Below are 21,860 nucleotides of genomic sequence, written 5' to 3'. Positions count from 1 at the left end.
CCGACGGCCGTGCGAGCCGGAAGGCCGGGCCCGGTCTGGTGGCTTCCGATCTCTCGCGTCGTCGAGCGCCGACCTCGGACAACTGGGTGAAACACACGCGTGGAAGAGGACGGAATGCAACCGAAGGTGTTCGACCTGGGGAAGGTACGAAGAGACGCGGTGGTCACCATCCGGCTGGCCGCGATGGCCAACGTCAGGCTCCTGACGGCGGTCAACTTCGAGGCCTACCGGCGCCGGCAGTACTACCGGATGCACGGCGGGGTGGCCACCGCACCGATGTTCAAGATCCACATCCCGGCCAACGCGCACTGGTTCCTGGTGCTCGACGTCGAGGGGCTGGAAAGCCTGCCTCTGCACCCGCGGGTGAGCGTCGTGCCCTGAGCCCGCACGCCTCGTGGACGCACCGGCCGCCGCTGATCGCGACCTTCGTGGCCCCGATCTCGCTTTCGGGGCCCTCGAAGGGAACCCGTGCGCGTCGAGCATCGTGACGTGCTCGCGCAGTGCCACCGGGTCGACGAAGCTCAGTCCACTGTGGTCACCGCCAAGCTAGGGCCGCTGCATCGCCGCCGTCCGGTTCTCGGCCACGCCGTCCTGCATGACCTTGACGCTCTCCGCGCGGAAACCCCTGTCGCGCAACGACTCCCGACGGTCCAGGAGGTCTGGGAGCTGCTCGGGGCCGCGCGCCCGGCCCGGCCGCCGTGATCCGGTGACGGTCACGGACCCGGCCGCGAGCCGCGTCCGCGGTGTGCGCCGGCCCGCCGGCGAAGACGAGGTCGGCGGGGCGGCCGGGCATGGTCCGATCCTGCCCGGAGTGGACAGGAACCGGCCAGACAGCGATCCGCGCCGAACGACCCGGGGCGAGCTGTCCGGCGTGCGGTCCGCGGCGGCCCCGAACCACTGTCCGGCCAGGTCAGCGCCGACCGAACGGCGGGCTCGGGTGGCACCGGACCAGAGCGCAGCGTGGTCCGTTCGGCACCCGGAGCAACCGGAGGCGCCGACCATTGGCGGATTTACAACGTTGTATCAACGATGTAAAAGTGTCCCTGCGTTGTTCGTCGCTCCGGTCACACGCCGTAGAAGGGGCCATCGATGTCCTCCCGTGCACGCGATCACCTGTCCCGCCGCGACCTCCTGCGGCTCGCCGGCGGGACGGCCGCCGCGGTCGCCGCCGCCCTGTGGCTGCCCGGTGTGGCGGCCGCCGCCGGCACCTTCAGCCCGCTCCGGCCGCCGGCCACGCCGCTGATCGTCCGCTCGCCGTACCTGTCCGCCTGGCAGCCGTCCGACAACCTGCCCGGCACCTGGGCGAGCTTCTGGAACGGGCACACCACCGCGCTGTGCGGCCTCGCCCGCATCGACGGCGTGGCCTACGTCTTCGCCGGCTCGCCCGCCCTGCCGTCCGGGCCCGCGCTGACCCCGATGACGCAGGTGAGCCTGCAGGTCACCGGCACCCGCTCGACCTACGTCCTCGGCGGCGGCGGGGTGAACCTGACCGTCACGTTCTTCTCGCCCGTCGACCCGGCGAACCTGCAACGCCAGTCCGTGCCGTTCGGCTACGTGACCATCCAGGCCACCAGCACCGACGGCCGCGCGCACGCCGTCGACCTGCACTTCGACACCTCGGCCGAGTGGGTGCACGGCAACACCGCGACCCCGGTCACCTGGACACAGCAGCAGTCCGGCGGCCAGACCCTGCTGAGCTGCACCCCGGCGAGCCCGGGCGTGCTGCAGGAGAACGGCGAACAGGCCAGCTGGGGCTCCCTCGTGGTGGCGGCCCCGACCGCCGGGACGACCTGGCAGATCGGGCAGGACACCGTCGTGCGCGCCGCGTCCGCCGGGCAGGGCACCCTGCCGAACACCAGCGACACCGCGCAGCCGCGCGCGATCAGCGACCGCTGGCCGGTGCTCGCGTTCAACAAGAACCTCGGCACGATCGCGGCCGGCGGGACGTCGGCGCCGTTCACGCTCTCGATCGGCCACGTCCGGACCCCGGCCGTGCGCTACCTCGGGGCGGAGCTGAAGCCCTGGTGGACGCACTACTGGGGCAGCTGGCAGGACATGGCCGTCTGGTTCGCGGCCGACCACGCGGCCGCGCTGTCGGCGGCGACGGCGATCGACCAGCGGCTGCACGACGACGCCGTGGCCGCGGCCGGCGGCGGCACCACCGGCGAGCACTACGCCGGGATCTGCGCGCTCGCCCTGCGCCAGGCGTTCGGCGGCACCGAGCTGGTCGACCGCGGCGGCGCGCCGTGGGCCTTCCTCAAGGAGATCTCCTCCAGCGGCAACATGTCCACAGTGGACGTCACCTACCCGGCGTTCCCGGCCTACCTCTACCTGTCCCCGGCCTACCTGCGGCTCATCCTGGAGCCGCTGCTCGACTACCCCGAGCACGGCGGCTGGCCGATGCAGTTCGCCGAGCACGACGTCGGCACGCACTACCCGGACGCGACCGGGCACAACGACGGCAACGAGGAGAGCATGCCGGTCGAGGAGTCGGCCAACATGCTGATCATGGCCGCCGCGCTGGTGCAGCGGCTGCCGGCGGCGGAGGCGAGCGCCTTCGCCACCACGCACTACCGGATCCTGCGGCAGTGGGCCGAGTACCTCGTCGGCAACACCCTCGACCCGGGCTTCCAGAACCAGACCGACGACTTCACCGGGTTCATCGCCCACAGCGCCAACCTCGCGCTCAAGGGCATCGTCGGCGTCGGCGCGATGGGCGTCATCGCGAGCGCCACCGGCAACACCGCCGACGCCCAGCGCTACCGGTCGGTCTCGCGCAGCTACGTCAGCCAGTGGGTGACGCTCGCGCAGGACACGTCCGGCCAGCACCTGAAGCTCGCCTACGACCAGCCCGGCACGTGGAGCCTCAAGTACAACGGCTTCGCCGACCGCGTGCTCGGCCTCGACCTGGTCCCGCTGGGCGTCGCCGCGCAGGAGGCGGCCTGGTACCAGGCCCGCGCGGGCGCCCACGGCGTGCTGCTCGACCCGCGCAACAACTACACGAAGGCCGACTGGGAGCTGTGGACCGCGGCCTGGCTCACCGACCAGCCGAACATCCGGAACACCATGGTCGAGGGCGTCTACAGCTTCGCGAACAGCACGCCGCAGCGCGTGCCGTTCACCGACTGGTACGTCGTGGCCGACGCCACCCAGCGCGGCTTCCAGGCCCGCCCGGTCGCCGGCGGCTACCTGGCGCTGCTGACCCGCCCCGCCGGCTCGGCGACGGTCTGGCTCAAGCTCCAGAACCAGCGGTCGGGCAAAGTCCTCGCCGTGTCGAACATGTCACTGGCCGACACCGCCGAGGTCACCCAGTGGAGCGACAACGGCAGCGCCGACCACCTCTGGGCGGTGGTCGACAACGGCGACGGCACGGCCCGGATCGTCAACCGCAACAGCGGCAAGATCCTGGCCGTGCACGACCAGAGCCTCGACAACGGCGCGCACGTGCAGCAGTACCAGGACAACGGCACCCCGGACCACAACTGGCGGATCGTCGACGCCGGCGGCGGCTGGTCGAAGGTCGTCAACGTCCGCAGCGGCAAGGTCATGGCGGTCGACCAGCAGTCCACCGCGGACGGCGCGCAGGTGACGCAGTGGGACGACAACGGCTCCCCGGACCACCTGTGGCGGTTCGTCTGACGCCGTTTGCAAGACTGGCGGCGTGTGCGCCGACTTCAGCCGGATCCGCCGGTTCCTCGACGAGCGGGATCCGCCGACCCCGTGCCTCGTCGTCGACACCGACGTCGTCGCGGCCCGGGCGGCGGAGTTCCGCGCGGCGTTCCCCGGCGCGCTGATCCGCTACGCGGTCAAGGCCAACCCGGCCCCACCGGTGCTCGACGCGCTGGTGGCGGCCGGGATCGGCTTCGACGTCGCCGGGCCCGCCGAGGTCGCGCGATGCCTGGAGCGCGGCGCCGACCCGGCGGACCTCGCCTACGGCAACCCGATCAAGAAGGCCCGCGACATCGCCTTCGCCTACGAACGCGGGGTCCGCGAGTTCACCTCGGACGCGCCGGCCGACGTCGACAACCTGGGCCGCCACGCGCCGGGGTCGGCCGTGTCGATCCGCGTGGTCCTCGACGCGCCCGACTCGGTGACGCCGTTCGGCCGCAAGTTCGGCTGCGACCCGGCCGAGGCCCTCGACCTGGTGCTGCGGGCGGCTGAGCTGGGCCTGCGGCCCGGCATCGCGTTCCACGTCGGCTCGCAGCAGCCCGACCCGCTCGCCTGGGAGATCGGCATCGCCACGGCGGCGAAGCTGTCCGCCGAGGCCGCGGCCCAGGACGTGCCGGTGACGCGGCTCAACCTGGGCGGCGGCTTCGCGACGGCCCACCGCACCGGCGTCCCCTCGCTGGCCACCTACGCGGCGACGATCGCGTCGGCCCTCGACACGCACTTCCCCGAGGAGCGGCCCGAGCTGCTGCTCGAGCCGGGCCGGGTGCTCGTCGCCGACGCCGGTCTGCTGCGCACCGAGGTCGTGCTGGTCGCGGACCGGGGCGAGCGGCGCTGGGTGTACCTCGACATCGGTCGCTACAACGGCCTCGCCGAGGCCGAGAACGAGGCGATCGCCTACCGGTTCGAGCCGATCGGCCGGGCCGCCGGGCCCGCCGGGCCGGTGGTGCTCGCCGGGCCGACCTGTGACGGCGACGACGTGCTCTACCAGCGGACGCCCTACGAGCTGCCGCTGTCGCTGTGCGCGGGTGACCGCCTCGACCTGCCCGGGACCGGCGCCTACACGGCGTCGTACGCCTCGGTGGAGTTCAACGGGATCGAGCCGCTGCGCACCTACTGCCTGGGGAAGTGGGGAGATGCCTGAATTCGGCCGGTTCACCGGACGGCACGTCCTGGCCGAGCTGCACGGCGTCGACCCGGGCCTGCTCGACGATGCCGCGAAGCTGGGGGAGCTGCTCCGCGCCGCGGTGACGGAGGCGGGCGCGACGGTCGTCGACGTCGTCGCCAAGAGCTTCGCGCCGCAGGGCGCCACCGTGATCGCGCTGCTCGCCGAGTCGCACGCGTCCGTGCACACGTACCCCGAGCACGGGTCGCTGTTCGCGGACGTGTTCACCTGCGGCGAGCGCGCCGACCCCGAGCACGCCGTGCGGCTGCTGGCCAAGTCGCTCGACGCCGCTTCGGTCCACCTGTCCGTCGTCCGCCGGGGAGAAGCCTGATGCCCGCGATCCACGAACCACTCGGCCCCGGCCTGACCCGCGTCTGGGAGGTCGACGACGTCGTGTTCAGCGCGCGCACGGCCTACCAGGAGGTGCTGATCGGGCGCACCGCGCAGGGCGTCTCGCTGTTCTGCGACAACGAGCGCCAGAGCACCGAGGCGAGCCAGCTGCTGTACCACGAGGCGCTGATGATCCCCGCGCTCCTGCTCGCCGACCAGGTGCGCCGGGTGCTCGTGATCGGTTCCAGCGAAGGGGTCGCCTGCGAACTGGCTGTGGCCGCCGGCGCCGAGGTCGTCGACCACGTCGACATCGACGAGCAGGCCGTCCGCGCCTGCGCCGAGCACCTGCCGTACGGCTACACGACGGCCGACCTCGCCGAAGCCGAACGCGGGTCCGGCCCGGTCCGGCTGTCCTTCGCGGACGGCTGGGCGTTCCTGGCCGCAGCCGAAGAGCGCGGCGACACCTACGACGTCGTCGTGATCGACCTGCCGGACGAGAACACCGACCCGGACGCGCAGCACAACCGCTTGTACGGCACGGACTTCCTCGGCCGCTGCGCCCGGCTGCTGGCCCCCGGCGGCGTGGTGACCTGCCAGGCGGGCTGCCCGACGCTGTGGCGCAACGAGACGCTGCTGGCGTCGTGGCGACGGTTCCGCGAAGTGTTCGGCACCGTGCTGTACTTCGGCTCCGACGAGCACGAGTGGGCGTTCCTCTCCGGGCGCGCGGACCGCGTCGACGAGCCGGGCGCGCTGGTGGCGCGACGGTTCGGTGAGCGGGGGAGCAAGGCCGTGACGGTGGACGCGGAAGCGTTGCTCGCGGGTGCGACACCTCCGTTTTCGCTGCGGCGCGATGACGGCGCGGGCCAGTGATGGCCTGCGTTTCGCTGCGGGGCGATACCGGCCAGTGGTGAACCGCGCTTCGCTTCGGGCGTGAGATAGGTGCAGGGCGGTAATGGCCTCCGTTCGGTGAAGCCGGTTCTGGCGAGCGCGAGCGGGCGTTGCCCAAGCGCGCGGACCGCGTGGACGAGCCGGGCGCCGTGGTGGCGCGACGGTTCGGTGAGCGGGGGAGCAAGGCCGTGACGGTGGACGCGGAAGCGTTGCTCGCGGGCGCGACGCCCCCGTTCTCACTGCGGCGCGATACCGGCCACTGACCGCTGGAGAAAGGCCCGCCCACCGGCAGCACCGGCGGGCGGGCGTTCACTCAGACGTGCGTGACCAGCAACGTCACTCCCGCTTCGCCGCCGCAGTCGACGAACACCGGACCCACGCCGTTGCCGATTTCTTCGGACAGCGTGGCTTTCGCCTCGAATTCGTCCGGGCCGGCCTTCAGGATCCGGATGTTCTCCAGGACCGGGTGCTCGGGGATGCCGCCGAGTACGGACTTCAAGCCCGTGCCGCCGCCGCAGTTTCCGGTGATGGTCACTTCTTCGCCGCGCCTGGTCGTGGGGTTCGGGCTCACCTGAACAGTGGCGCGCGCCCCTTTCGGCGGCTTCTGGTGTGCTTCGGTCATGGTTTTCCCCTCCGTGGTCCCGGAATCGGCCGACGCCCCGCCGGCGATCCCGATGCTCGTGGCCGTGATCAGCCCGGCCGCGAGGGCCAGGCCGAGCACTGTCCGCTTCGGCTTCGTGGTGCCGCGCATGGTGATCTCCTCCCTTGACCCGGTGTCGCCGGATCTACCCCGTAAGTCGCGAGGGGAGGAGCGGAGGTTCTCGAAGAGGTGTGGATCACTCGAAAGGGTGAACGCGAAAGGCCTGGCACTTTCGCGGGAAAGTGCCAGGCCGCAAGGAAATCCAGGTCAGTTGCCGACCGGTGGTCGTTCGGCTTTCGCGGTGGGCACGAGGGTGCATCGTCGCTCGAACCGCTCCATCAGCACGGTTGCGATCAACAGGGCGACTGGGGTGCTCACCGCGATCCACATGCCTGCTCAGTTACCCAGCCCCGGTTGATCTCAATCGCCCGCCGACAGACCGCCGATCAAAGAGAGCAACCGCGCGCGGAAGGCGTCGTCGTCCCCGAGGCCGCCGAGCAGGGCCGGGTCTTCGCGTTCGGCGCGCACCGCGCGTTCGTGGACCGTGCGGCCGCGCGCGGTCAGCCGCGTCAGGTGGCGGCGGGCGTCGGCCGGGTCCGGCGTGCGGGTGACGAAGCCGGCCTTGGCGAGCCGGTCGAGGGTGCGGCTCATCGTCTGGTCGGTCACCTGGCAGCGCTGGGCCAGCGCCCGCTGGGGGAGTGGCCCCTCGCGCAGGGTGTGCAACGCGATCAGCCCCGCGTGGGTGAGGCCCATGCCGGCCAGCACGGCGACCCAGCGCTGCTCGACCAGCCGCGCGGCCACGGCCAGGAGCCGGCCGGTCGGCCACGTGCTCAGGTCCGGTTCGGGGGCTGTGCTCACCGTCACTCCCGGTCGTCGTGCAGAATGTTCAGCCTGCTGAACAATTGGGCGTGTTCGCGCTCGAAAGGACTTTAGCGACCATGAACAAGACCGCCCCACGCCGTCTTCGCTGGCTGATCCCGGCCCTCCTGGTGATCGGCTGGCTCGCGATCGGCGGGTTCGGCGGGCCGTTCGCCGGGAAGCTCAGCGAAGTCGCGAAGAACGACAACGCCGCCTTCCTGCCCAGGTCGGCCGAAGCCACCGAAGTCTCCGACGAGCAAAAGGCGTTCACCCCGCGCCAGGTGCTGCCCGCCACCGTCGTCGCCGAGCGCACGAGCGGCCTGACCGGCGAAGACCGGCGGTTCCTCGCGGACAAGGCCCGGCAGCTGGGTACCGTGCCCGGCGTCGTCGGCCCGCTCGGCCAGCCGCAGCCCGCGCCGCGTGACAACCAGGCCGTGCAGCTGGCCGTGCCGATCCTCGCCGACGGCAACCCCGCCGACGTCGTCAAGGAGGTCCGCGCCCAGCTCGCCGGCGCGCCGGACGGCCTGACCGTGCTGGTCACCGGCCCGGCCGGGCAGATCGCCGACCTGGTCACGGCGTTCGGCGGCATCGACGGCATCCTGCTGCTCGTCGCCGGCGGTGTGGTCGCGCTGATCCTGATCGTCGTCTACCGCAGCCCGCTGCTGCCGTTCCTGGTGCTGCTCTCGGCGGTGTTCGCGCTCGGGCTCGCGAGCCTCGTCGTCTACCTGCTGGCGAAGAACGACATCCTCGCGCTCAACGGCCAGAGCCAGGGCATCCTCTCGATCCTCGTGTTCGGCGCGGCGACCGACTACGCCCTGCTGACGGTCGCGCGGTTCCGCGAGCAGCTGCGCGACACCCCGAGCCGCTTCGACGCGCTGCGGATCGCCTGGCGCGCCACGCTCGAACCGATCGCCGCGTCGGCGGGCACCGTCGTGCTCGGGGTGCTGTGCCTGCTGTTCAGCGACCTGAACTCCAACAAGGGCCTCGGCCCGGTCGCCGCGATCGGCATCGGCGCCGCGCTGCTGGCGTCGACGACGTTCCTGCCAGCCGTGCTCGCGCTGTGCGGCCGCGGCGCGTTCTGGCCGTTCAAGCCCGCGCTCGGCTCGCCGCACCCGGAGACCGCCGGGATCTGGGGCCGGGTGGCCGGCCTGGTCGGCAAGCGGCCGCGCACGGTCTGGGTGGTGACGGCGCTCGTGCTCGGCATCGGCGTCGCGTTCCTGCCGCAGCTCAAGGCGTCCGGCACCGCGCAGTCGGACGTCTTCCTCACCCAGGTCGAGTCCGGGACCGGCCAGGACATCCTCGGCCGGCACTTCCCGGGTGGCCTCGGCGCGCCCGCGATCACGATCGCCGACGCCGGCGCGCTGCCCGCCGTGCTCGCGGCGTCCAAAGTGGACGGTGTAGCCCAGTCGCTCCCGCTGCCCGGCCCCGACGGGCAGCCGAAGGTGGTCGGCGGCCGGGTGCAGATCCTGTCCGTGCTGAACGACCCGGCGGACTCCGAAGCCGCCGTCGCGACCGTCGGCCGGCTGCGCGACGCCGTGCACGCGGTGCCCCGCGCGGCCGCCAAGGTCGGCGGCCCGACGGCGATCCAGCTCGACACGCAGCAGACGTCCGTGCACGATCGGGAGCTGATCATCCCGATCGTGCTGCTGGTGATCTTCCTCGTGCTGGCCCTGCTGCTGCGGTCCCTGCTCGCGCCGCTGCTGCTGATCGCGACGGTGGTGCTGTCGTTCGCCGCGACGATGGGCGTGTCGGCGCTGGTGTTCAACCACATCTTCGGTTTCCCGGGCGCGGACCCGGTGGTGCCGTTGTTCGGGTTCGTGTTCCTGGTGGCGCTGGGGATCGACTACAACATCTTCCTGATGACGCGCGTCCGCGAGGAAGCACTGACCCGGGGCACCCGCGCCGGCACGCTACGCGGGTTGTCGCTGACCGGCGGCGTGATCACGTCGGCCGGCGTCGTGCTGGCCGCGACGTTCTCCGCGCTGTCGGTGATCCCGATCCTGTTCCTGGCCCAGATCGCGTTCATCGTCGCGTTCGGCGTCCTGCTGGACACGTTCCTGGTGCGGTCGCTGCTGGTCCCGGCGCTGACCGTGGACGTCGGCCGCCGCATCTGGTGGCCGTCGAAACTGGCCCGGGCGGACGACTAGGGGTCAGGAGTCGGCGCGAGCGCGGGCGATCGGGGCCTCGCCGGTCAGGTGGGCGACGGTGCCGGTCAGCGCGAGCAGCCGGTCGAGGGCGGGCCGGCGGTTGTCCAGGTGCAGCCGACGGCCCGCGTCCGTGACGGCCGTGTGGACGCGCAGCAGCGCCGAGAGCCCGGAGGAGTCGCAGAAGCCGATGCCCTCGCAGTCGAGCCGCACGTCCCGGACGCCCGGTGCGGCCGCCAGCCGGTCGCCGATCAGCTTCGGCAGCAGCGCGGCCGTCGTGTACTCCAGGTCGCCGGTGACGACGATGCGGGCCGTGTCCGGCCGCGGCGAGGTCCAGGTGCAGGTCAGTGCGCCGCTCATGCGGACGGCCCCGATCCGGCGGCCCGGGCCGCCAAGTGCGTGTGCGCGGTGCCGAGCAGCTCGGTGGCCCGGGGGAAGTCGCGGAGCTCCACCTCGAGCAGGTCGAGGGCGGGCACCAGCGAGACGGCCGGGACGCCGCGCGCGGTGAGGATGTCCGCCGTCCAGGTCAGGAACCCGGTGAACAGCTCGCTGTCGCCGACGTAGAGGGCGGTCGCGAGGAAGTCGACGATGTGCGCGATGTCCTCGGCGGTGTGCTGGCGCTGCAGGTCCGTGTAGGACCGCATGGCCGGGATCCGCTCCTCCAGCCCGGCGAGCACCGCCTTCACCAGGTTGCCCGAGCTGCGCGTGACCAGCGTGTACTCCTGGTCGGCCAGGTGCGGCAGGTCGTCGAGCGGCTGGTGGCCGATCTGCGGCCGGGGGAGCGGCTCGGCCAGCTTGTCGGCGGCCGTGCGCGCGTCCGGGGCCCACGCCTCGGCGCCGAGCAGCCGCGCGTACCGGCCGTCCGGGCCGAACGCGGCGCCCCCGGCGATGACCGGGGTCGCCGCCGCCTGGCACGCCGTGATCGTCGCGTGCGCCGTCGGCAGCCGGGTGGCGATGGAGCTGGACAGGGCGACCGCGTCCGGCCCGGTGCGGTGCAGGTGGGCGACCAGGTGCGGCGCCGGGACCTGCGCGCCCAGGTAGTCGACGTGGAACCCGCGCAACCGCAGGACCTCGGCCAGCAGCCGGGCGGGCATCGCGTGCCACTCGCCGTCCACGCAGGCGACGGTGACGCGGCCGAGATGGGGCTCGGGGCGTTGCAGGACGTACCCGAAGGTCGCGATGACGCGGTCGTTGATCGCCGTCGCCGCGTGCTCCTGGGCGACGGTCAGCCGGTTGGCCGCCCACTCCCGGCCGACCTTGCGCTGCACCGCGCCGATCACGTCGAGCAGCACGCTCTCCGGGTCCAGGCCCTGGCCCAGCGCCTGGACGACGACGTCGCCCGCGGTGTACTCGTCGCCGGTGGTGACGGCGGCCCAGAGCAGCTCGGCGTGCTCGGCGATCCCGGCCGGGCCGGTCCGGGTCGAGGCGCTCACGCGGTGTACCTCCCGCGGCCGTGCCCGCCGACCGCGGCGAGGTGCTGCCCGCGCGGGGCGGTGATCGCGAGGACCGCCATGTCGTCGTGGTTGCCGCGGCCGATCCACTGCGCCGCGAGCATGTGCACCCGTTCGACGACCGCGTCGGCCGGCATGTTCGCACACTCGGTCAGCGCCTGCCGGAGCCGGTCCTCGCCGAACATCGCGTCCCCGAGCGGGCCGCCCTTGGCCTCGACGATGCCGTCGGTGAACATCAGGCAGGTCTCGCCGGGGTCGAGCGTGATGTCCGCGCTCGTCGACTCGATCTCGGGCAGGACGCCGATCAGACTGCCGTGGGTGTCGGCCTCCTCGACCCGCCCGTCCGCCCGGACGATCAGGGGCGGCGGGTGGCCGGCGCAGGTGACGCGCAGCCGGACCGTGTTGCCTTCGCGCCGCGCGGACGCCAGCACCAGCGTGACGAAGCGGGCGTCGCGACGGTCGGCGAGCGTGGCGTTCAGCTGCCCGAGCAGCCGCTGGTGGTCGCCCGCCATCGGCAGCAGCGCCCGCAGCGTCGTGCGGATCTTGCCGGTCAGCACGGCGGCGTCGAGGCCCTTGCCGCAGACGTCGCCGAGCACGGCCAGCGACTCGTCGCCGTCGATCGCGGAGTGCACGTCGTAGAAGTCGCCGCCGATCCGCTCGCCGTCGAGCGCCGGGCGGTACCGGCCGGCGAACTCGACCCCGCCGGCCTGCTCGAGGGTCGGCGGGAGCAGCTCCCGCATCAGCGTGTCGGTGATGGACGCCTGCAGCGCGAACACCCGCGCCGCCGACATCGCCGCCCCCGCGCGCGCCGCGAAGAGGCGGGCGAAGAGCTCTTCCTGCTCGCTGAACGACGCCCGGTCGCCGGTGCGCAGCAGGACCAGCGCGCCGGCGGGTACGCCGTGGCCGGGCAGCGGCGTCACGACGATGGAGCCGACCGGCCCGAATCCGGCCGGCAGCAGCCAGCGGGGCGCGGCGTCCGGGTCGAGCCAGCGCGACGGCACCGGCGGGAAGCCCTGGAGGGCCTCGCCGAGCCCGGGCAGCTCGTCCGGGTCGACCTCCAGCCGGCCACGCGACGGCTCGCCGCCGCGCACGCAGGTGACGGCGGGGAACGCGCCGGTCGTCGCGGGCGCCAGCACGAGCGCGGCGTCGGCCAGGTGCTCCGCGGCGAGCCGCGCGGCGACCTCCATGCAGCGTTCGAGGTTCAGCGAGCCCAGCAGCGCGGCGGAGGCCTCGCTGAGGAACGCCGTGCGCTCCTGCTCGTGGGCCAGCGCGTCCTGGGCGGTGCGGATGTCGGTCTCGTCGACCAGCCACCACGTCACGGCGTCGCCGTGCGGGACCGGGTGCGCGGCCAGGAACCGGGCACCGGCTTCGCCGCGGGTGATCTCGCTCGTGCGCAGGTCGTGGGCCTCGGCCAGCCAGCCGGCGACCGTGCCGGCCAGGGGACGGCCGGGGGCGACGCCGGGGAAGAGCAGGCGAGCGGCCTCGTTCAGGGCCCGGACCACACCGGCGCCGTCCGCGACGATGGCCGCGGCGGGCGCGGCGTCCCAGCCCCGGTCGCCGGTGATCAGGGTGACGGGGGCCGTGTCGACGCGTTCAGCCATGGGTCCCCGGGTCCGTCGCCAGCTCGGCCCACAGGGTCTTGCCGGTGGGCCGGCCGAGCTGGCCCCACGCGGCCGCACAGCGTTCGACCAGCAGCAGCCCGCGGCCGCCCTGGTCGGACGGCGTCCGGCGCCGGGCGCTCTCGCCGCTGCCGTCGTCGACCTCGATGCGGACCTTGGCCGCGCTGGGCAGCAGGCGCACGTGGTAGGGCGCGTGGCCGTGGCGCAGGGCGTTGGAGGTCAGCTCGTCCACCACCATGACCGCGGTGGTGACCACACTCGCCGGGAAGCCGCCGAGCACGGTCCGGACCCAGCTGCGGACCTTCGCCAGCTCGGAGAGGTCGGCCGTGATGCCGATTTCGTGCCTGTCGAAGCGCAGGTTCACGTCCGCCTCCTTCACCGTGCCGGGCCCCGAAGGGATGTCGTCCCCTTCTTCATGCCCCGAACCGGGCTCGCCCACACGGGTGCCGGACGTCGTCATGCGCTCTCACCCCAGGAAGCGCGTGCCGCGTCGACGGTCGGGTGCAGCGGCATGACCGCGCCGAGGCCCAGCAGCTCGACCGGCCGGACGACGGCGGGGACGGTGGTCGCGATGGCGAAGCGGCCGCCCGCGTCGTGCAGCCGGTTGCCCAGCCGCAGCAGCACCTGCAGGCAGCTGGAGTCGCAGTAGGTGACCTCGGTCATGTCCAGCACGATCCGGCCGGTGCCGGGGTCGGCGGGCAGCAGGTTCTCGAGTTTCACCGAGACGGCCAGGTCGAACTCGCCGCGCAGGACGTAGACGGTCGCGTCTCCGGCGTCGTGCTTGGCCAGCGACCAGCCCTCACCGGAGGAGCGCTGCCGAGGCCGCGTTGCGTCGGTGCTCATGGGTTGTCGCTCCTGGAGGGGACGGGCTTCGTCTGACAGCGGGCTGGCGGTTCAACCCGTGCACGCAAATCTACCAGCGGCGCCTGACACGGGCAGCGCAGTGGTTGTGCCGTCCTCAAAGGACTTCCTTGGCGCGGGCGGGCGCGGGTGCCGGTTCGACGGGGGTGATCGCAGGTGGGGGCACGATCGCGACGTTCACGGTCCGGGTCAGCCGTTCGTAGGGTGCGCGGTGCTCGTCGTCGAGCAGGACGGCCAGCGGTGTCCACACCAGCACGACGAAGGCCGACGCCGCCAGGGCGAGGGGCAGCAGCAGCTGTTCGGGGTGTTCGCCGAGGTCCCAGTGGTCCAGGTCCAGCAGCAGCCAGGTCAGCCAGAGCGGGGACAGCAGGACGCCGTTGCGGACCAGCAGCGAGATCGGTCCGGCCCGGCGGCCGCTGCGCCGCGCGACCTTCAGCAGCATCGCCCGCTTGCCCGGCGTCGACCCGGTGACCGCCGGCAGCACCACGAACCACACGAGCGCGAGGATGACGACCGGCGTGTCGCGGTGGCGCATGTCCTCGCCGAACAGGGTCAGCAGGCCGAACAGGAACCCGAGCAGCACGGCGAACCCGAGCAGGTCGGTGGCCAGCGCGAACAGCCGCCGGGTGAAGGTGACCTTCGTGGCGTAGCGACGGCGGTCGTGGTCCGGCTGCAGCGCGGGCAGCACCCGGCCGAGCGGGCCGGCGATCAGCCAGCCGAGCGCGGCGCCGGCGGTGTTGAGGATGAGGTCGTCGACGCTGAACAGGCGGTACGGGCACGGGTAGACGAACCACAGCCCGGTGAGCTGCGTCAGCTCGAACAGGAGGGAAAGGCCGAACCCGGCCAGGATCGTCGGCACCGCGCGCATCCGCTGGGCGTAGCGCAGGAAGAGGCCGAACGGGACCAGCATCGCGACGTTGAGCGCGGTGGTCCAGACAGCGGGGTTGTGCAGGATCGCGCTCGGGCTCCAGTGGCCGCGGGCGCGTTGCGAGACGACTTCGACGAAGTAGAACGGCCGCAACTGGGGCGAGCTGGCGTAGCTGCTGCCGGCGCAGAAGTTCGCGTTGTCGGGCAGCGGCAGGATCGTCTGCGTCGCGATCGCCAGGAGGTAGAAGACGAAGGTGTAGAACACGACCGTCGTCCACCCGCCCGCGCGGCCTCGGCGGCGGTAGCTGACGAACGCCGCCGGCAGCATGACGACCAGCGCGATGAGCGGGAACAGGTAGAGGGCGGTCCGGACGGGGACGAGGTAGGTGGCGACCACGGAGCCGGTGGTACCCAGCCGGGGCCCGGTCGAAGCGTGCTTCGCCCGGACGGCTGGGCAGTCACCGGCGTCGCGTCACTGCGGGGGCGCGTCCTGCTGGCCGCCGCCCTGCTTGTGCAGGAAGTCCTTCACCTTGTCCGAGCCCTGGTCGATCTTGTCGGAGTGCTCGCCGAACCGGCCCTTGGCGGCTTCGGCGGCCTTGTCGACACCCTGGTCGGCCTTGTCGGGGTTGTTGCCCAGGGCCTCTTTCGCCTTGTCGAAAAGACTCATCGGTAGGGCTCCATTCGGAATAGCGGGGCTTCGGTCTTCCCGAGCAAAACACCCGGCCGACCGGGCCGCAACCGAACGGCCGCATTCCTTCCCCGGTAGGGGGTATCGCGGCTCTTTCGTGGGTGAAAGACGGAGTACGGGGGTTTGAGACCACGGGCATCGGGTAACGGCGATTTCCGTTCGGATCCGCCCGATCGCCGGGAATCCGGAAAGGTGCCGCCGCACGAAATGGACGACCCGGACCCGGGTGGGTGGACGATGCCCCGACCCGGGCGCCGGGCGGCCGATCGTCCGGATCGTCCCGGAACGGGGGACCTCCGGGCGCCGGCGTCGCGGTGCGTGAACCGCGCGCCGCCGTTATCCGTATATGCGGTGAGGATCGCCGTCCCCGCCGCACGGGCCCGGCGATCGCCCCGTGAACTGTGATGTGAGGCCGCGCCATGATGGGAACCACCGGTCTGCCGCTGTCGCGGCGAGCCCGCCGCCGCACTCCGGACGGAGGGACGGCAGGGACGGCAGGGACGGTGCTGCCCGACTTCGGGCTGCCCCGGGCCGCCCGGCGGCACGCCGTCGCGGGCGTGGTGCTCACCGTCCTGGCCGCGCTGCTGGTGCTGTTCGCGCTGCTAGCGCCGGACGACCTCAACTCGTTCGCGCCGGAAGCGCTGGTCCGGGTGCCGGTGGAAGGCCTGATCGTGGCCGCGTTCGTGCTGGTCCTGCCGCCGCGGGCGCGCCGGGTCGTCGCGGTGCTGGTCGGGCTGGTGCTGGGCCTGCTCGTCGTGATGAAGGCGCTCGACACCGGCTTCTACGCGACGCTCGAGAAGCCGTTCGACCCGGTCTACGACTGGAGCTTCTTCAACGCCGGTCTCGAGTTCCTCGCCGGGGAGATCGGTGACGCCGCCGCGTACGCCGTGCTGGCCGGCGCCGTGGTGCTCGCGATCGCCGTCGTCGTGTTCATGGTGCTCGCGATGCTGCGGCTCACCCGGATCGCGGCCGGCAGGCGGACCGGCGCGACACGCGTGGTGGCCGTGCTCGGCGTGATCTGGATCGTCTGCTCGGTGTTCGGCGTCGAGATCGCGCCGGGCCAGCCGGTCGCGGCCCAGAACGCCGCCGCCCTGGCCTACGACGACCTGCGCCAGGTCGGCACGGACCTGCGGGAGCAGCAGCCGTTCAGCGAGCTGGCCGCCGACGACGCGTACCGGAACACCCCCGGTGACCAGCTGCTGGCCGGGCTGCGCGGCAAGAACGTGGTGCTCACGTTCGTGGAGAGCTACGGCCGCGTCGCGCTCGACGACCCGGAGTTCGCGCCGAAGATCGGCGCGACGCTCGACGCCGGCACGGCGCAGCTGCGGGCGGCCGGCATCGGCGCGAAGAGCGCGTTCCTGTCGTCCTCGACGTTCGGCGGCGGCAGCTGGCTCGCGCACTCGACCGTCGAGTCCGGCATGTGGATCGACAACCAGCAGCGCTACAACAACCTCCTCGACAGCGACCGGCTGACCCTCGGCGGCGCGTTCCAGAAAGCGGGCTGGAAGACCGTCTGGGACGTGCCCGCGCACACGAAGGACTGGCCGGAGGGCCAGCGGTTCTACCACCCGGACGCCTACTACGACTTCCGCAACATCGGCTACAAGGGGCCGGGGTTCGCCTACGCCACGATGCCGGACCAGTACACGTTCTCGATGCTGCAGCGCAACGAGCTGGCGAAGTCGGCCCAGAAGCCGGTGATGGCGGAGGTGGACCTCGTCTCCAGCCACGCGCCCTGGTCGCCGCGGCCCTGGCTGGTCGACTGGAACCAGGTCGGCGACGGCTCGGTCTTCGCGCCGCAGCCGGGCGCGGGGGAGGCGCCGGAGTCGGTCTGGAAGGACCCGGCGAAGATCCGCGACGCCTACCGCGACGCCACCGACTACTCGCTGAAGACGCTGATCTCGTTCGTGCAGCACTACGGCGACGACAACCTGGTGCTGGTGTTCCTCGGTGACCACCAGCCGCCCGTCGTCACCCCGCAGGGCGCGGTCCACGACGTGCCGATCACGATCGTGGCCAAGGACCCGAAGGTGCTGGACCGGATCTCCGGCTGGGGCTGGACCGACGGCCTGCACCCGGCCGCGCAGGCGCCGGTCTGGAAGATGGACTCCTTCCGCGACCGCTTCCTGACCGCGTTCGCCCACTGACCCGGCCCCTCAACGTCCACTGAGGACGCTCCCGTCGCACCGGGTTCCGGCCATCTCGGAGTGGCACGCGCGGGCGGCGGGCGAGCTGAGCCGGGCGGCCCGCGTCGATCGGGGTCGCGGACAAGGCCGTCTCCGCGGTGAAGAGGGCGGGTCGCGGCCGCGTTTGTCTCGGTGGTCGGAGAAACGCCCGCGGGCGTCACCCCTCCGCGAGCCGCCCGGGGGCCCGCGCTCGCCCGGATGGAGCAGTGTCGTGACTTTCCGCTGCGCGGAATTCACTTGCCCGATGAATTGCCGGTAATTCTCCCGCACTTCTACGCTTCGTCAGGTCGGGGTTCTCCGCGCTGAGGAGTGGTCATGCGAAGGAAATTGGCGGTTCTCGCCGTCGCTCTTTTTTCCCTGTTCGGTCTGACGGTCGGTACCGCGGCCGCGGCCGGCAGCGATTTCGCGCCACCCGGTTGCTTCGGGGAGCGGTACGGCGTGCTTTTCGGTCAAGGCGTCTCGGTCACCTGTTTCCCCGGTGAGGGTTACGGCTACCGGGTGATCGCGCACTGCGCGAGCGGCAACGCCTTCTGGTACGTGGTCGGCGACTTCGTGCCGTACGGCTTCGGCCCGGCCGTCGCGGAATGCACCGGCGCGTTGCTGGTGCCGGCCAGGCTGGTCACCTACCAGGTCGACGAAATCTGATTCCGGCGCCTTTCCGCCCGGCCGCCCATTCGGGTGGCCGGGCGGAAGTGCGCGCTCAGGAAACGCGGCGGTCGTCCATCGCGTCGCGGTCCCAGTCGATTCCGAGACCGGCGGTTTCCGGTGGCACCGCACAGCCGTTTTCCACGGTCATTTCCGTGCGTGTGATCGCCCGCAGCTGCGGGATGTGCTCGACGTACCGGCCGTTCGGGACGGCCGCCACGAGGCTCACGTGCAGTTCCATCAGGAAGTGCGGGCAGACGTCGACGTTGAAGGCCTCGGCCAGGTGGGCGACCTTGAGCCAGGGCGTGATGCCGCCGATCCGGGCGACGTCGGGCTGCACGATCGAGGCCGCGCCGCGGTGCAGGTAGTCGCGGAACTGCGCGATCGAGTACAGCGACTCTCCGACGGCGATCGGCACCGGCGTCGAGGCGGCGAGCCGGGCGTGCCCGGACACGTCGTCGGCCGGCAGCGGCTCTTCCAGCCAGCACAGGTCCAGTGCGGCGAACGCGGCCGCGCGCCGGATCGCCTCCGCGGCCGTCATCGACTGGTTGGCGTCCACCATCAGGTCGAACCGCGGGCCGACGGCCGCGCGGACCGCGGCGAGCCGCTCGACGTCTTCGGCGGCGGTGGGCTTGCCGATCTTGACCTTGACGCCGCCCCAGCCGGCGGCCTCGGCGGCCTTCGCCCCCGCGACGAGCTCCTCGGTGCCGAGGTGCAGCCAGCCGCCTTCGGTGTCGTAGAGCGGAACCCGCGCGCCGAACCCGCCGGCGACGCGCCACAGCGGCTCGCCGGCCCGGCGGCACTTGAGGTCCCACAGTGCGGTGTCGACGGCGGCGAGCGCGAGCGAGGTGATCGCGCCGACGCTCGTCGCCCGGGTGGCGGCGAACAGGTCCCGCCAGATCGCTTCGACCAGCCGGGAGTCCTGCCCGACGAGCCGGGGGAGCAGGTGGTCCCGCAGCAGGGCGACGACGGAGCTGCCCCCGGTGCCGATCGTGTAGGAGTAGCCGAGCCCGCTCCCGCCGTCGTCGGTGGTCAGCTCGACGAAGACGGTCTCCTGGGACAGGAACGCTTGCACGGCGTCGGTGCGGGCCTGCTCGACCGCGACGTCGACGAGAAAAGCTCCGGCCCGCGTGACGACAGCCACCGATCCCCCTGATGCAGAATCCTATAGGAAATAGGATTCTGTCGCGGTGGTGGCCGGTCTGTCAACGAGCCGGGGTGAGGGCCGCCGGGGCGGCCGGGTTCCGGATTCGCGCCGGGCCGGGGGACGGTCATGCACGTCTGGTGCCCTGCCGTCCCTGGTTCCTGGTCCCGGACGCGAGGGCGTGTTGTACTTGGTTCAGACCTTTTACAACGTTGTAATGGAGGTTGGCGAGCGCGCGCCGCGAACGGCCGGGAGCCGGGTCGCGCTTCTTTGGTGCGTGCGAAACATGTTGTAACGCAACATATCGAAGCGTTCAGTCTGTTGTGGACAGTCGTTCGCTCCCGCTAATTCCGGACAGAAAACCGGACAATTCTGGACCTGCCGCGGACCCGCCCGCACACTCGGCCCACAGTGTGTTTCTTTCCCCCGGCCTCGGAGGAGTTCCTCATGCGTCGAAGAATCGCCCTGGCTCTCGGCGGCGCCGCCGTCCTCACCGCCAGTCTCGCCGGCAGTGCCCTCGCCCCCGCCGTCGCGCAGGCCTCACCCGGCCTGATCGCCGCCATGCAACGGGATTTCGGGCTGACCGCCGCCCAGGCCGAAACCCGGCTCGGGCAGGAGATGACCGCCTCGCGGGTGCTGCCGGACGCGCAGCGCGCCGCCGGCGCCGCGTTCGGCGGGGCCTGGTTCGACCCCGCGCTCGGCAAGCTCGTCGTCGGCGTGACCGACCCCGCCGCGGCCGCCGCCGTCCGCCAAGCGGGGGCCGAGCCGACGACCGCCGCCGTCAGCGCGGCGAAGCTGGACGCCGCGAAGGCCGCTATCGACTCGGCGGCCAAGGCGCACCCCGCCCCGGCCGGCGTCAGCGGCTGGCGGACCGACGCGCGCTCCGGCAGCGTCGTGGTCACCCTCCGGCCCGGCGCGCAGGGCGCCGACGTCGAGGCTTTCGTCGCGCAGGCCCGGAAAGCCGGCCCCGTCACCGTGACGTCGGCGCCGAAGGCCGAGACGCTTTCGGCCGGCACGGTCGGCGGCGACCCGTACTACATCAACGGCAACACCCGCTGCTCGATCGGCTTCTCGGTGAACGGCGGGTTCGTCAGCGCCGGGCACTGCGGCGGCGCCGGCAGCTCGGTCGTCGGCTGGGACGGCTCGGCGATGGGCACGTTCGCCGGTTCTTCCTTCCCCGGCAACGACTACTCCTTCATCCGCATCGGCAACGGCTGGTGGACCGCGCCGGTCGTGCTCGGCTGGGGCACGGTCAGCGACGCGATCGTGCGCGGCTCCTGGGTCGCGCCGGTCGGCACCTCGGTGTGCCGCTCGGGGTCGACGACGCACTGGCACTGCGGTGTCGTGGAAGGGCTGAACGAAACCGTCAACTACTCCCAGGGCGCCGTCTACCAGGTGACCCGCACCAACGTCTGCGCCGAACCCGGCGACTCCGGCGGCTCCTTCATCACCGGTGACCAGGCGCAGGGCGTCACCTCCGGTGGCTGGGGCAACTGCAGCTCCGGCGGCGAGACGTGGTTCCAGCCGGTGAACGAGATCCTGCAGACCTTCGGCGTCGGGCTCGTCACGGGCTGACGGCCGGACGCGACGCCGGTCGCGGGCACCTAGGCTGGGCCGATGACCCCGCCACCGCTGCCCGCGATCGGCGTCGTGCGCACCGCCCGGACGGAGCTCGAGCACACCCCCGTCCAGGCGGCCGCGAACCGCGCCGAAGAAGGCACCATCGAACTCGACGACCGCTTCGCCGAAGGGCTGGCCGGGCTCGCCGGGTTCGACTACGCGTGGCTGCTGAGCTGGCTGGACCGGCCCGACCGGCCGGGTGGGCTCACGCAGGTGCCGTACCTGCTGCGCCGCGAAGGCCGCCGGATGGGCATCTTCGCCACCCGCGGCCCGCGCCGGCCGAACCCGATCGGGCTGAGTCTCATCCGGCTGCTCGACGTCTCCGGCACCACGATCCGGTTCGCCGGCGTCGACCTGCTGGACGGCACGCCGGTGCTCGACGTGAAGCCGTACGTCACCCGGTTCGACCGGCCGCCCGGCGACCCCGCCTGCGGGTGGTTCGACGCCGTGGACGTGCCCGAAGGCGTCACCCCGGCGCGGCTCGCCGAGGAACCCGGCTAGGTCTTCAGGAGGCTGGCCAGCCACGCGCCGAGCACCTGCTGGACGTCGGCGCGGGTACGCGCGGGATCGTCCGCCGCGGCGATCATCCGGGCCGCCTCCATCACCGCGCTCAGCACCAGCTGCGCCAGCGCGGGCACGGGCAGCTCGACGATCAGGCCGTCCACTTTGGCCTGCTCCAGCACGCTGACGATCAGCCCCAGGCCGTACTCCGCCTCGATCTCGCGCCAGACCTCCCAGCCGAGCACGGCGGGCGCGTCGGTGAGGGAGATCCGGCGGACGTCCTCGCGCAGGCACGCGTCGAGGAACACGCCGAGGCCGAGCGTCATGCCGGTCAGCGGGTCCGCGGCCTGGGTGAACGCAGCCGCGACCTCTTCGGTCAGCTCGCGTTCCAGCTCCTCGACGACCGCCCGGAACAGGCCCTGCTTGTCGGCGTAGTGGTGGTACAGCGCGCCGCGGGTGACGCCCGCCGCGCGGGTGATCTCGTCCGCCGGCACGGCCTGGTAGCCGCGGGTGGCGAACAGCTCGCGCGCGGCGGCGACCAGGGCGGCCTTCGTGTCGGCGGAACGGTCCTGCTGGGTACGTCGCAC

Annotated in this window: 23 protein-coding genes; 12 read left to right on the top strand and 11 right to left on the bottom strand. The window is 72.4% G+C overall.

The window, feature by feature from the left end; translation table 11 throughout:
* Positions 1–114: 114 nt before the first annotated feature.
* The 7 genes from OG439_RS14675 (at position 115) to OG439_RS14645 (ending at position 6,312) form a co-directional block, all read left to right on the top strand.
* Positions 115–381 (top strand): DUF1883 domain-containing protein, encoded by a 267-nt coding sequence (locus tag OG439_RS14675; protein ID WP_247052126.1) that lies wholly within the window; start codon positions 115–117, stop codon positions 379–381.
* Between the two features lie 87 nt (positions 382–468).
* The gene (locus tag OG439_RS14670; RefSeq protein ID WP_326949910.1) at positions 469–702 is read left to right on the top strand and encodes a hypothetical protein; all 234 of its coding nucleotides are present in this window, start codon (positions 469–471) and stop codon (positions 700–702) included.
* 387 nt (positions 703–1,089) lie between these two features.
* The gene (locus tag OG439_RS14665) at positions 1,090–3,639 is read left to right on the top strand and encodes a glutaminase domain-containing protein (protein ID WP_326949909.1); all 2,550 of its coding nucleotides are present in this window, start codon (positions 1,090–1,092) and stop codon (positions 3,637–3,639) included.
* Between the two features lie 22 nt (positions 3,640–3,661).
* Positions 3,662–4,810 (top strand): type III PLP-dependent enzyme, encoded by a 1,149-nt coding sequence (locus tag OG439_RS14660; protein WP_326949908.1) that lies wholly within the window; start codon positions 3,662–3,664, stop codon positions 4,808–4,810.
* Positions 4,803–5,162 (top strand): adenosylmethionine decarboxylase, encoded by a 360-nt coding sequence (gene speD / locus OG439_RS14655; RefSeq protein ID WP_326949907.1) that lies wholly within the window; start codon positions 4,803–4,805, stop codon positions 5,160–5,162. The genes OG439_RS14660 and speD overlap by 8 nt, the downstream gene beginning before the upstream one ends.
* Entirely contained in the window at positions 5,162–6,031 is an 870-nt protein-coding gene (locus OG439_RS14650; protein ID WP_326949906.1) for a spermidine synthase, read from the top strand. Before speD ends, OG439_RS14650 begins: the two co-directional genes overlap by 1 nt.
* Positions 6,032–6,159: 128 nt before the next feature.
* Positions 6,160–6,312: a hypothetical protein gene (locus OG439_RS14645; RefSeq protein ID WP_326949905.1), complete on the top strand. Its 153-nt coding sequence runs from the start codon at positions 6,160–6,162 to the stop codon at positions 6,310–6,312.
* A 50-nt stretch (positions 6,313–6,362) separates the two neighbouring features.
* Here OG439_RS14645 and OG439_RS14640 read toward each other — a convergent pair whose 3' ends face one another.
* Both OG439_RS14640 and OG439_RS14635 read right to left on the bottom strand, forming a co-directional pair.
* Positions 6,363–6,800 (bottom strand): hypothetical protein, encoded by a 438-nt coding sequence (locus OG439_RS14640; protein ID WP_326949904.1) that lies wholly within the window; start codon positions 6,798–6,800, stop codon positions 6,363–6,365.
* A gap of 309 nt (positions 6,801–7,109) precedes the next feature.
* Positions 7,110–7,553 carry a MarR family winged helix-turn-helix transcriptional regulator gene (locus tag OG439_RS14635; RefSeq protein WP_326949903.1) on the bottom strand — a complete coding sequence of 148 codons (444 nt, stop codon included), beginning with the start codon at positions 7,551–7,553 and terminating at the stop codon, positions 7,110–7,112.
* 74 nt (positions 7,554–7,627) lie between these two features.
* On the opposite strand from OG439_RS14635, the gene OG439_RS14630 reads away from it, so the two are divergent.
* The gene (locus tag OG439_RS14630; RefSeq protein ID WP_326949902.1) at positions 7,628–9,694 is read left to right on the top strand and encodes an MMPL family transporter; all 2,067 of its coding nucleotides are present in this window, start codon (positions 7,628–7,630) and stop codon (positions 9,692–9,694) included.
* A gap of 3 nt (positions 9,695–9,697) precedes the next feature.
* Here OG439_RS14630 and OG439_RS14625 read toward each other — a convergent pair whose 3' ends face one another.
* The 7 genes from OG439_RS14625 to OG439_RS14595 all read right to left on the bottom strand — a co-directional run bounded on the left by OG439_RS14625 (position 9,698) and on the right by OG439_RS14595 (position 15,156).
* Positions 9,698–10,051, bottom strand: coding sequence for an STAS domain-containing protein (locus OG439_RS14625; RefSeq protein WP_326949901.1), 354 nt, complete (start codon positions 10,049–10,051; stop codon positions 9,698–9,700).
* Positions 10,048–11,124: a cobalamin B12-binding domain-containing protein gene (locus OG439_RS14620; RefSeq protein WP_326949900.1), complete on the bottom strand. Its 1,077-nt coding sequence runs from the start codon at positions 11,122–11,124 to the stop codon at positions 10,048–10,050. The genes OG439_RS14625 and OG439_RS14620 overlap by 4 nt, the downstream gene beginning before the upstream one ends.
* Positions 11,121–12,743 carry a PP2C family protein-serine/threonine phosphatase gene (locus OG439_RS14615; RefSeq protein ID WP_326949899.1) on the bottom strand — a complete coding sequence of 541 codons (1,623 nt, stop codon included), beginning with the start codon at positions 12,741–12,743 and terminating at the stop codon, positions 11,121–11,123. Before OG439_RS14615 ends, OG439_RS14620 begins: the two co-directional genes overlap by 4 nt.
* Positions 12,736–13,125, bottom strand: a complete 390-nt coding sequence (locus OG439_RS14610; protein WP_326949898.1) for an ATP-binding protein — start codon at positions 13,123–13,125, stop codon at positions 12,736–12,738. The genes OG439_RS14615 and OG439_RS14610 overlap by 8 nt, the downstream gene beginning before the upstream one ends.
* A 92-nt stretch (positions 13,126–13,217) precedes the next feature.
* A complete protein-coding gene (locus tag OG439_RS14605) occupies positions 13,218–13,604 on the bottom strand; it encodes an STAS domain-containing protein (RefSeq protein WP_326949897.1) in 387 nt (128 codons plus the stop codon).
* Between the two features lie 115 nt (positions 13,605–13,719).
* Positions 13,720–14,886 carry a VanZ family protein gene (locus OG439_RS14600; protein ID WP_326949896.1) on the bottom strand — a complete coding sequence of 389 codons (1,167 nt, stop codon included), beginning with the start codon at positions 14,884–14,886 and terminating at the stop codon, positions 13,720–13,722.
* A 75-nt stretch (positions 14,887–14,961) separates the two neighbouring features.
* Positions 14,962–15,156 carry an antitoxin gene (locus OG439_RS14595; RefSeq protein WP_326949895.1) on the bottom strand — a complete coding sequence of 65 codons (195 nt, stop codon included), beginning with the start codon at positions 15,154–15,156 and terminating at the stop codon, positions 14,962–14,964.
* Between the two features lie 440 nt (positions 15,157–15,596).
* Between OG439_RS14595 and OG439_RS14590 the strand changes: the two genes are divergently transcribed.
* Both OG439_RS14590 and OG439_RS14585 read left to right on the top strand, forming a co-directional pair.
* Entirely contained in the window at positions 15,597–17,324 is a 1,728-nt protein-coding gene (locus tag OG439_RS14590) for a sulfatase (protein WP_326949894.1), read from the top strand.
* 354 nt (positions 17,325–17,678) lie between these two features.
* Positions 17,679–18,008, top strand: a complete 330-nt coding sequence (locus OG439_RS14585) for a hypothetical protein (RefSeq protein ID WP_326949893.1) — start codon at positions 17,679–17,681, stop codon at positions 18,006–18,008.
* A 55-nt stretch (positions 18,009–18,063) separates the two neighbouring features.
* Here the strand turns inward: OG439_RS14585 and OG439_RS14580 are convergent, their stop codons facing one another.
* Positions 18,064–19,152, bottom strand: a complete 1,089-nt coding sequence (locus OG439_RS14580) for a mandelate racemase/muconate lactonizing enzyme family protein (RefSeq protein ID WP_326949892.1) — start codon at positions 19,150–19,152, stop codon at positions 18,064–18,066.
* A gap of 447 nt (positions 19,153–19,599) precedes the next feature.
* Between OG439_RS14580 and OG439_RS14575 the strand changes: the two genes are divergently transcribed.
* Together OG439_RS14575 and tsaA are read left to right on the top strand one after the other, a co-directional pair.
* Positions 19,600–20,727, top strand: coding sequence for a S1 family peptidase (locus OG439_RS14575; protein WP_326949891.1), 1,128 nt, complete (start codon positions 19,600–19,602; stop codon positions 20,725–20,727).
* 42 nt (positions 20,728–20,769) lie between these two features.
* On the top strand, positions 20,770–21,273 hold the full coding sequence (gene tsaA, locus OG439_RS14570) for a tRNA (N6-threonylcarbamoyladenosine(37)-N6)-methyltransferase TrmO (protein ID WP_326949890.1): 504 nt from the start codon (positions 20,770–20,772) through the stop codon (positions 21,271–21,273).
* Here tsaA and OG439_RS14565 read toward each other — a convergent pair.
* Positions 21,270–21,860, bottom strand: a complete 591-nt coding sequence (locus OG439_RS14565) for a TetR/AcrR family transcriptional regulator (RefSeq protein ID WP_326949889.1) — start codon at positions 21,858–21,860, stop codon at positions 21,270–21,272. The two genes, tsaA and OG439_RS14565, sit on opposite strands and share 4 nt — an antisense overlap.

It is taken from the genome of Amycolatopsis sp. NBC_01307 (assembly GCF_035975215.1).
Classification (GTDB): domain Bacteria; phylum Actinomycetota; class Actinomycetes; order Mycobacteriales; family Pseudonocardiaceae; genus Amycolatopsis.
This window is presented reverse-complemented; position numbering and strand designations above follow the sequence as displayed.

What these genes read in the sequence shown, in the direction of transcription:
- OG439_RS14665 (WP_326949909.1), top strand. Translation starts at nt 1,090, where the DNA reads ATGTCCTCCCGTGCACGCGATCACCTGTCCCGCCGCGACCTCCTGCGG.
- OG439_RS14675 (WP_247052126.1), top strand. Translation starts at nt 115, where the DNA reads ATGCAACCGAAGGTGTTCGACCTGGGGAAGGTACGAAGAGACGCGGTG.
- OG439_RS14615 (WP_326949899.1), bottom strand. Translation starts at nt 12,743, where the DNA reads ATGGCTGAACGCGTCGACACGGCCCCCGTCACCCTGATCACCGGCGAC.
- OG439_RS14605 (WP_326949897.1), bottom strand. Translation starts at nt 13,604, where the DNA reads ATGAGCACCGACGCAACGCGGCCTCGGCAGCGCTCCTCCGGTGAGGGC.
- tsaA (WP_326949890.1), top strand. Translation starts at nt 20,770, where the DNA reads ATGACCCCGCCACCGCTGCCCGCGATCGGCGTCGTGCGCACCGCCCGG.
- OG439_RS14640 (WP_326949904.1), bottom strand. Translation starts at nt 6,800, where the DNA reads ATGCGCGGCACCACGAAGCCGAAGCGGACAGTGCTCGGCCTGGCCCTC.
- OG439_RS14650 (WP_326949906.1), top strand. Translation starts at nt 5,162, where the DNA reads ATGCCCGCGATCCACGAACCACTCGGCCCCGGCCTGACCCGCGTCTGG.
- OG439_RS14595 (WP_326949895.1), bottom strand. Translation starts at nt 15,156, where the DNA reads ATGAGTCTTTTCGACAAGGCGAAAGAGGCCCTGGGCAACAACCCCGAC.
- OG439_RS14575 (WP_326949891.1), top strand. Translation starts at nt 19,600, where the DNA reads ATGCGTCGAAGAATCGCCCTGGCTCTCGGCGGCGCCGCCGTCCTCACC.
- OG439_RS14630 (WP_326949902.1), top strand. Translation starts at nt 7,628, where the DNA reads ATGAACAAGACCGCCCCACGCCGTCTTCGCTGGCTGATCCCGGCCCTC.
- speD (WP_326949907.1), top strand. Translation starts at nt 4,803, where the DNA reads ATGCCTGAATTCGGCCGGTTCACCGGACGGCACGTCCTGGCCGAGCTG.
- OG439_RS14585 (WP_326949893.1), top strand. Translation starts at nt 17,679, where the DNA reads ATGCGAAGGAAATTGGCGGTTCTCGCCGTCGCTCTTTTTTCCCTGTTC.
- OG439_RS14590 (WP_326949894.1), top strand. Translation starts at nt 15,597, where the DNA reads ATGATGGGAACCACCGGTCTGCCGCTGTCGCGGCGAGCCCGCCGCCGC.
- OG439_RS14625 (WP_326949901.1), bottom strand. Translation starts at nt 10,051, where the DNA reads ATGAGCGGCGCACTGACCTGCACCTGGACCTCGCCGCGGCCGGACACG.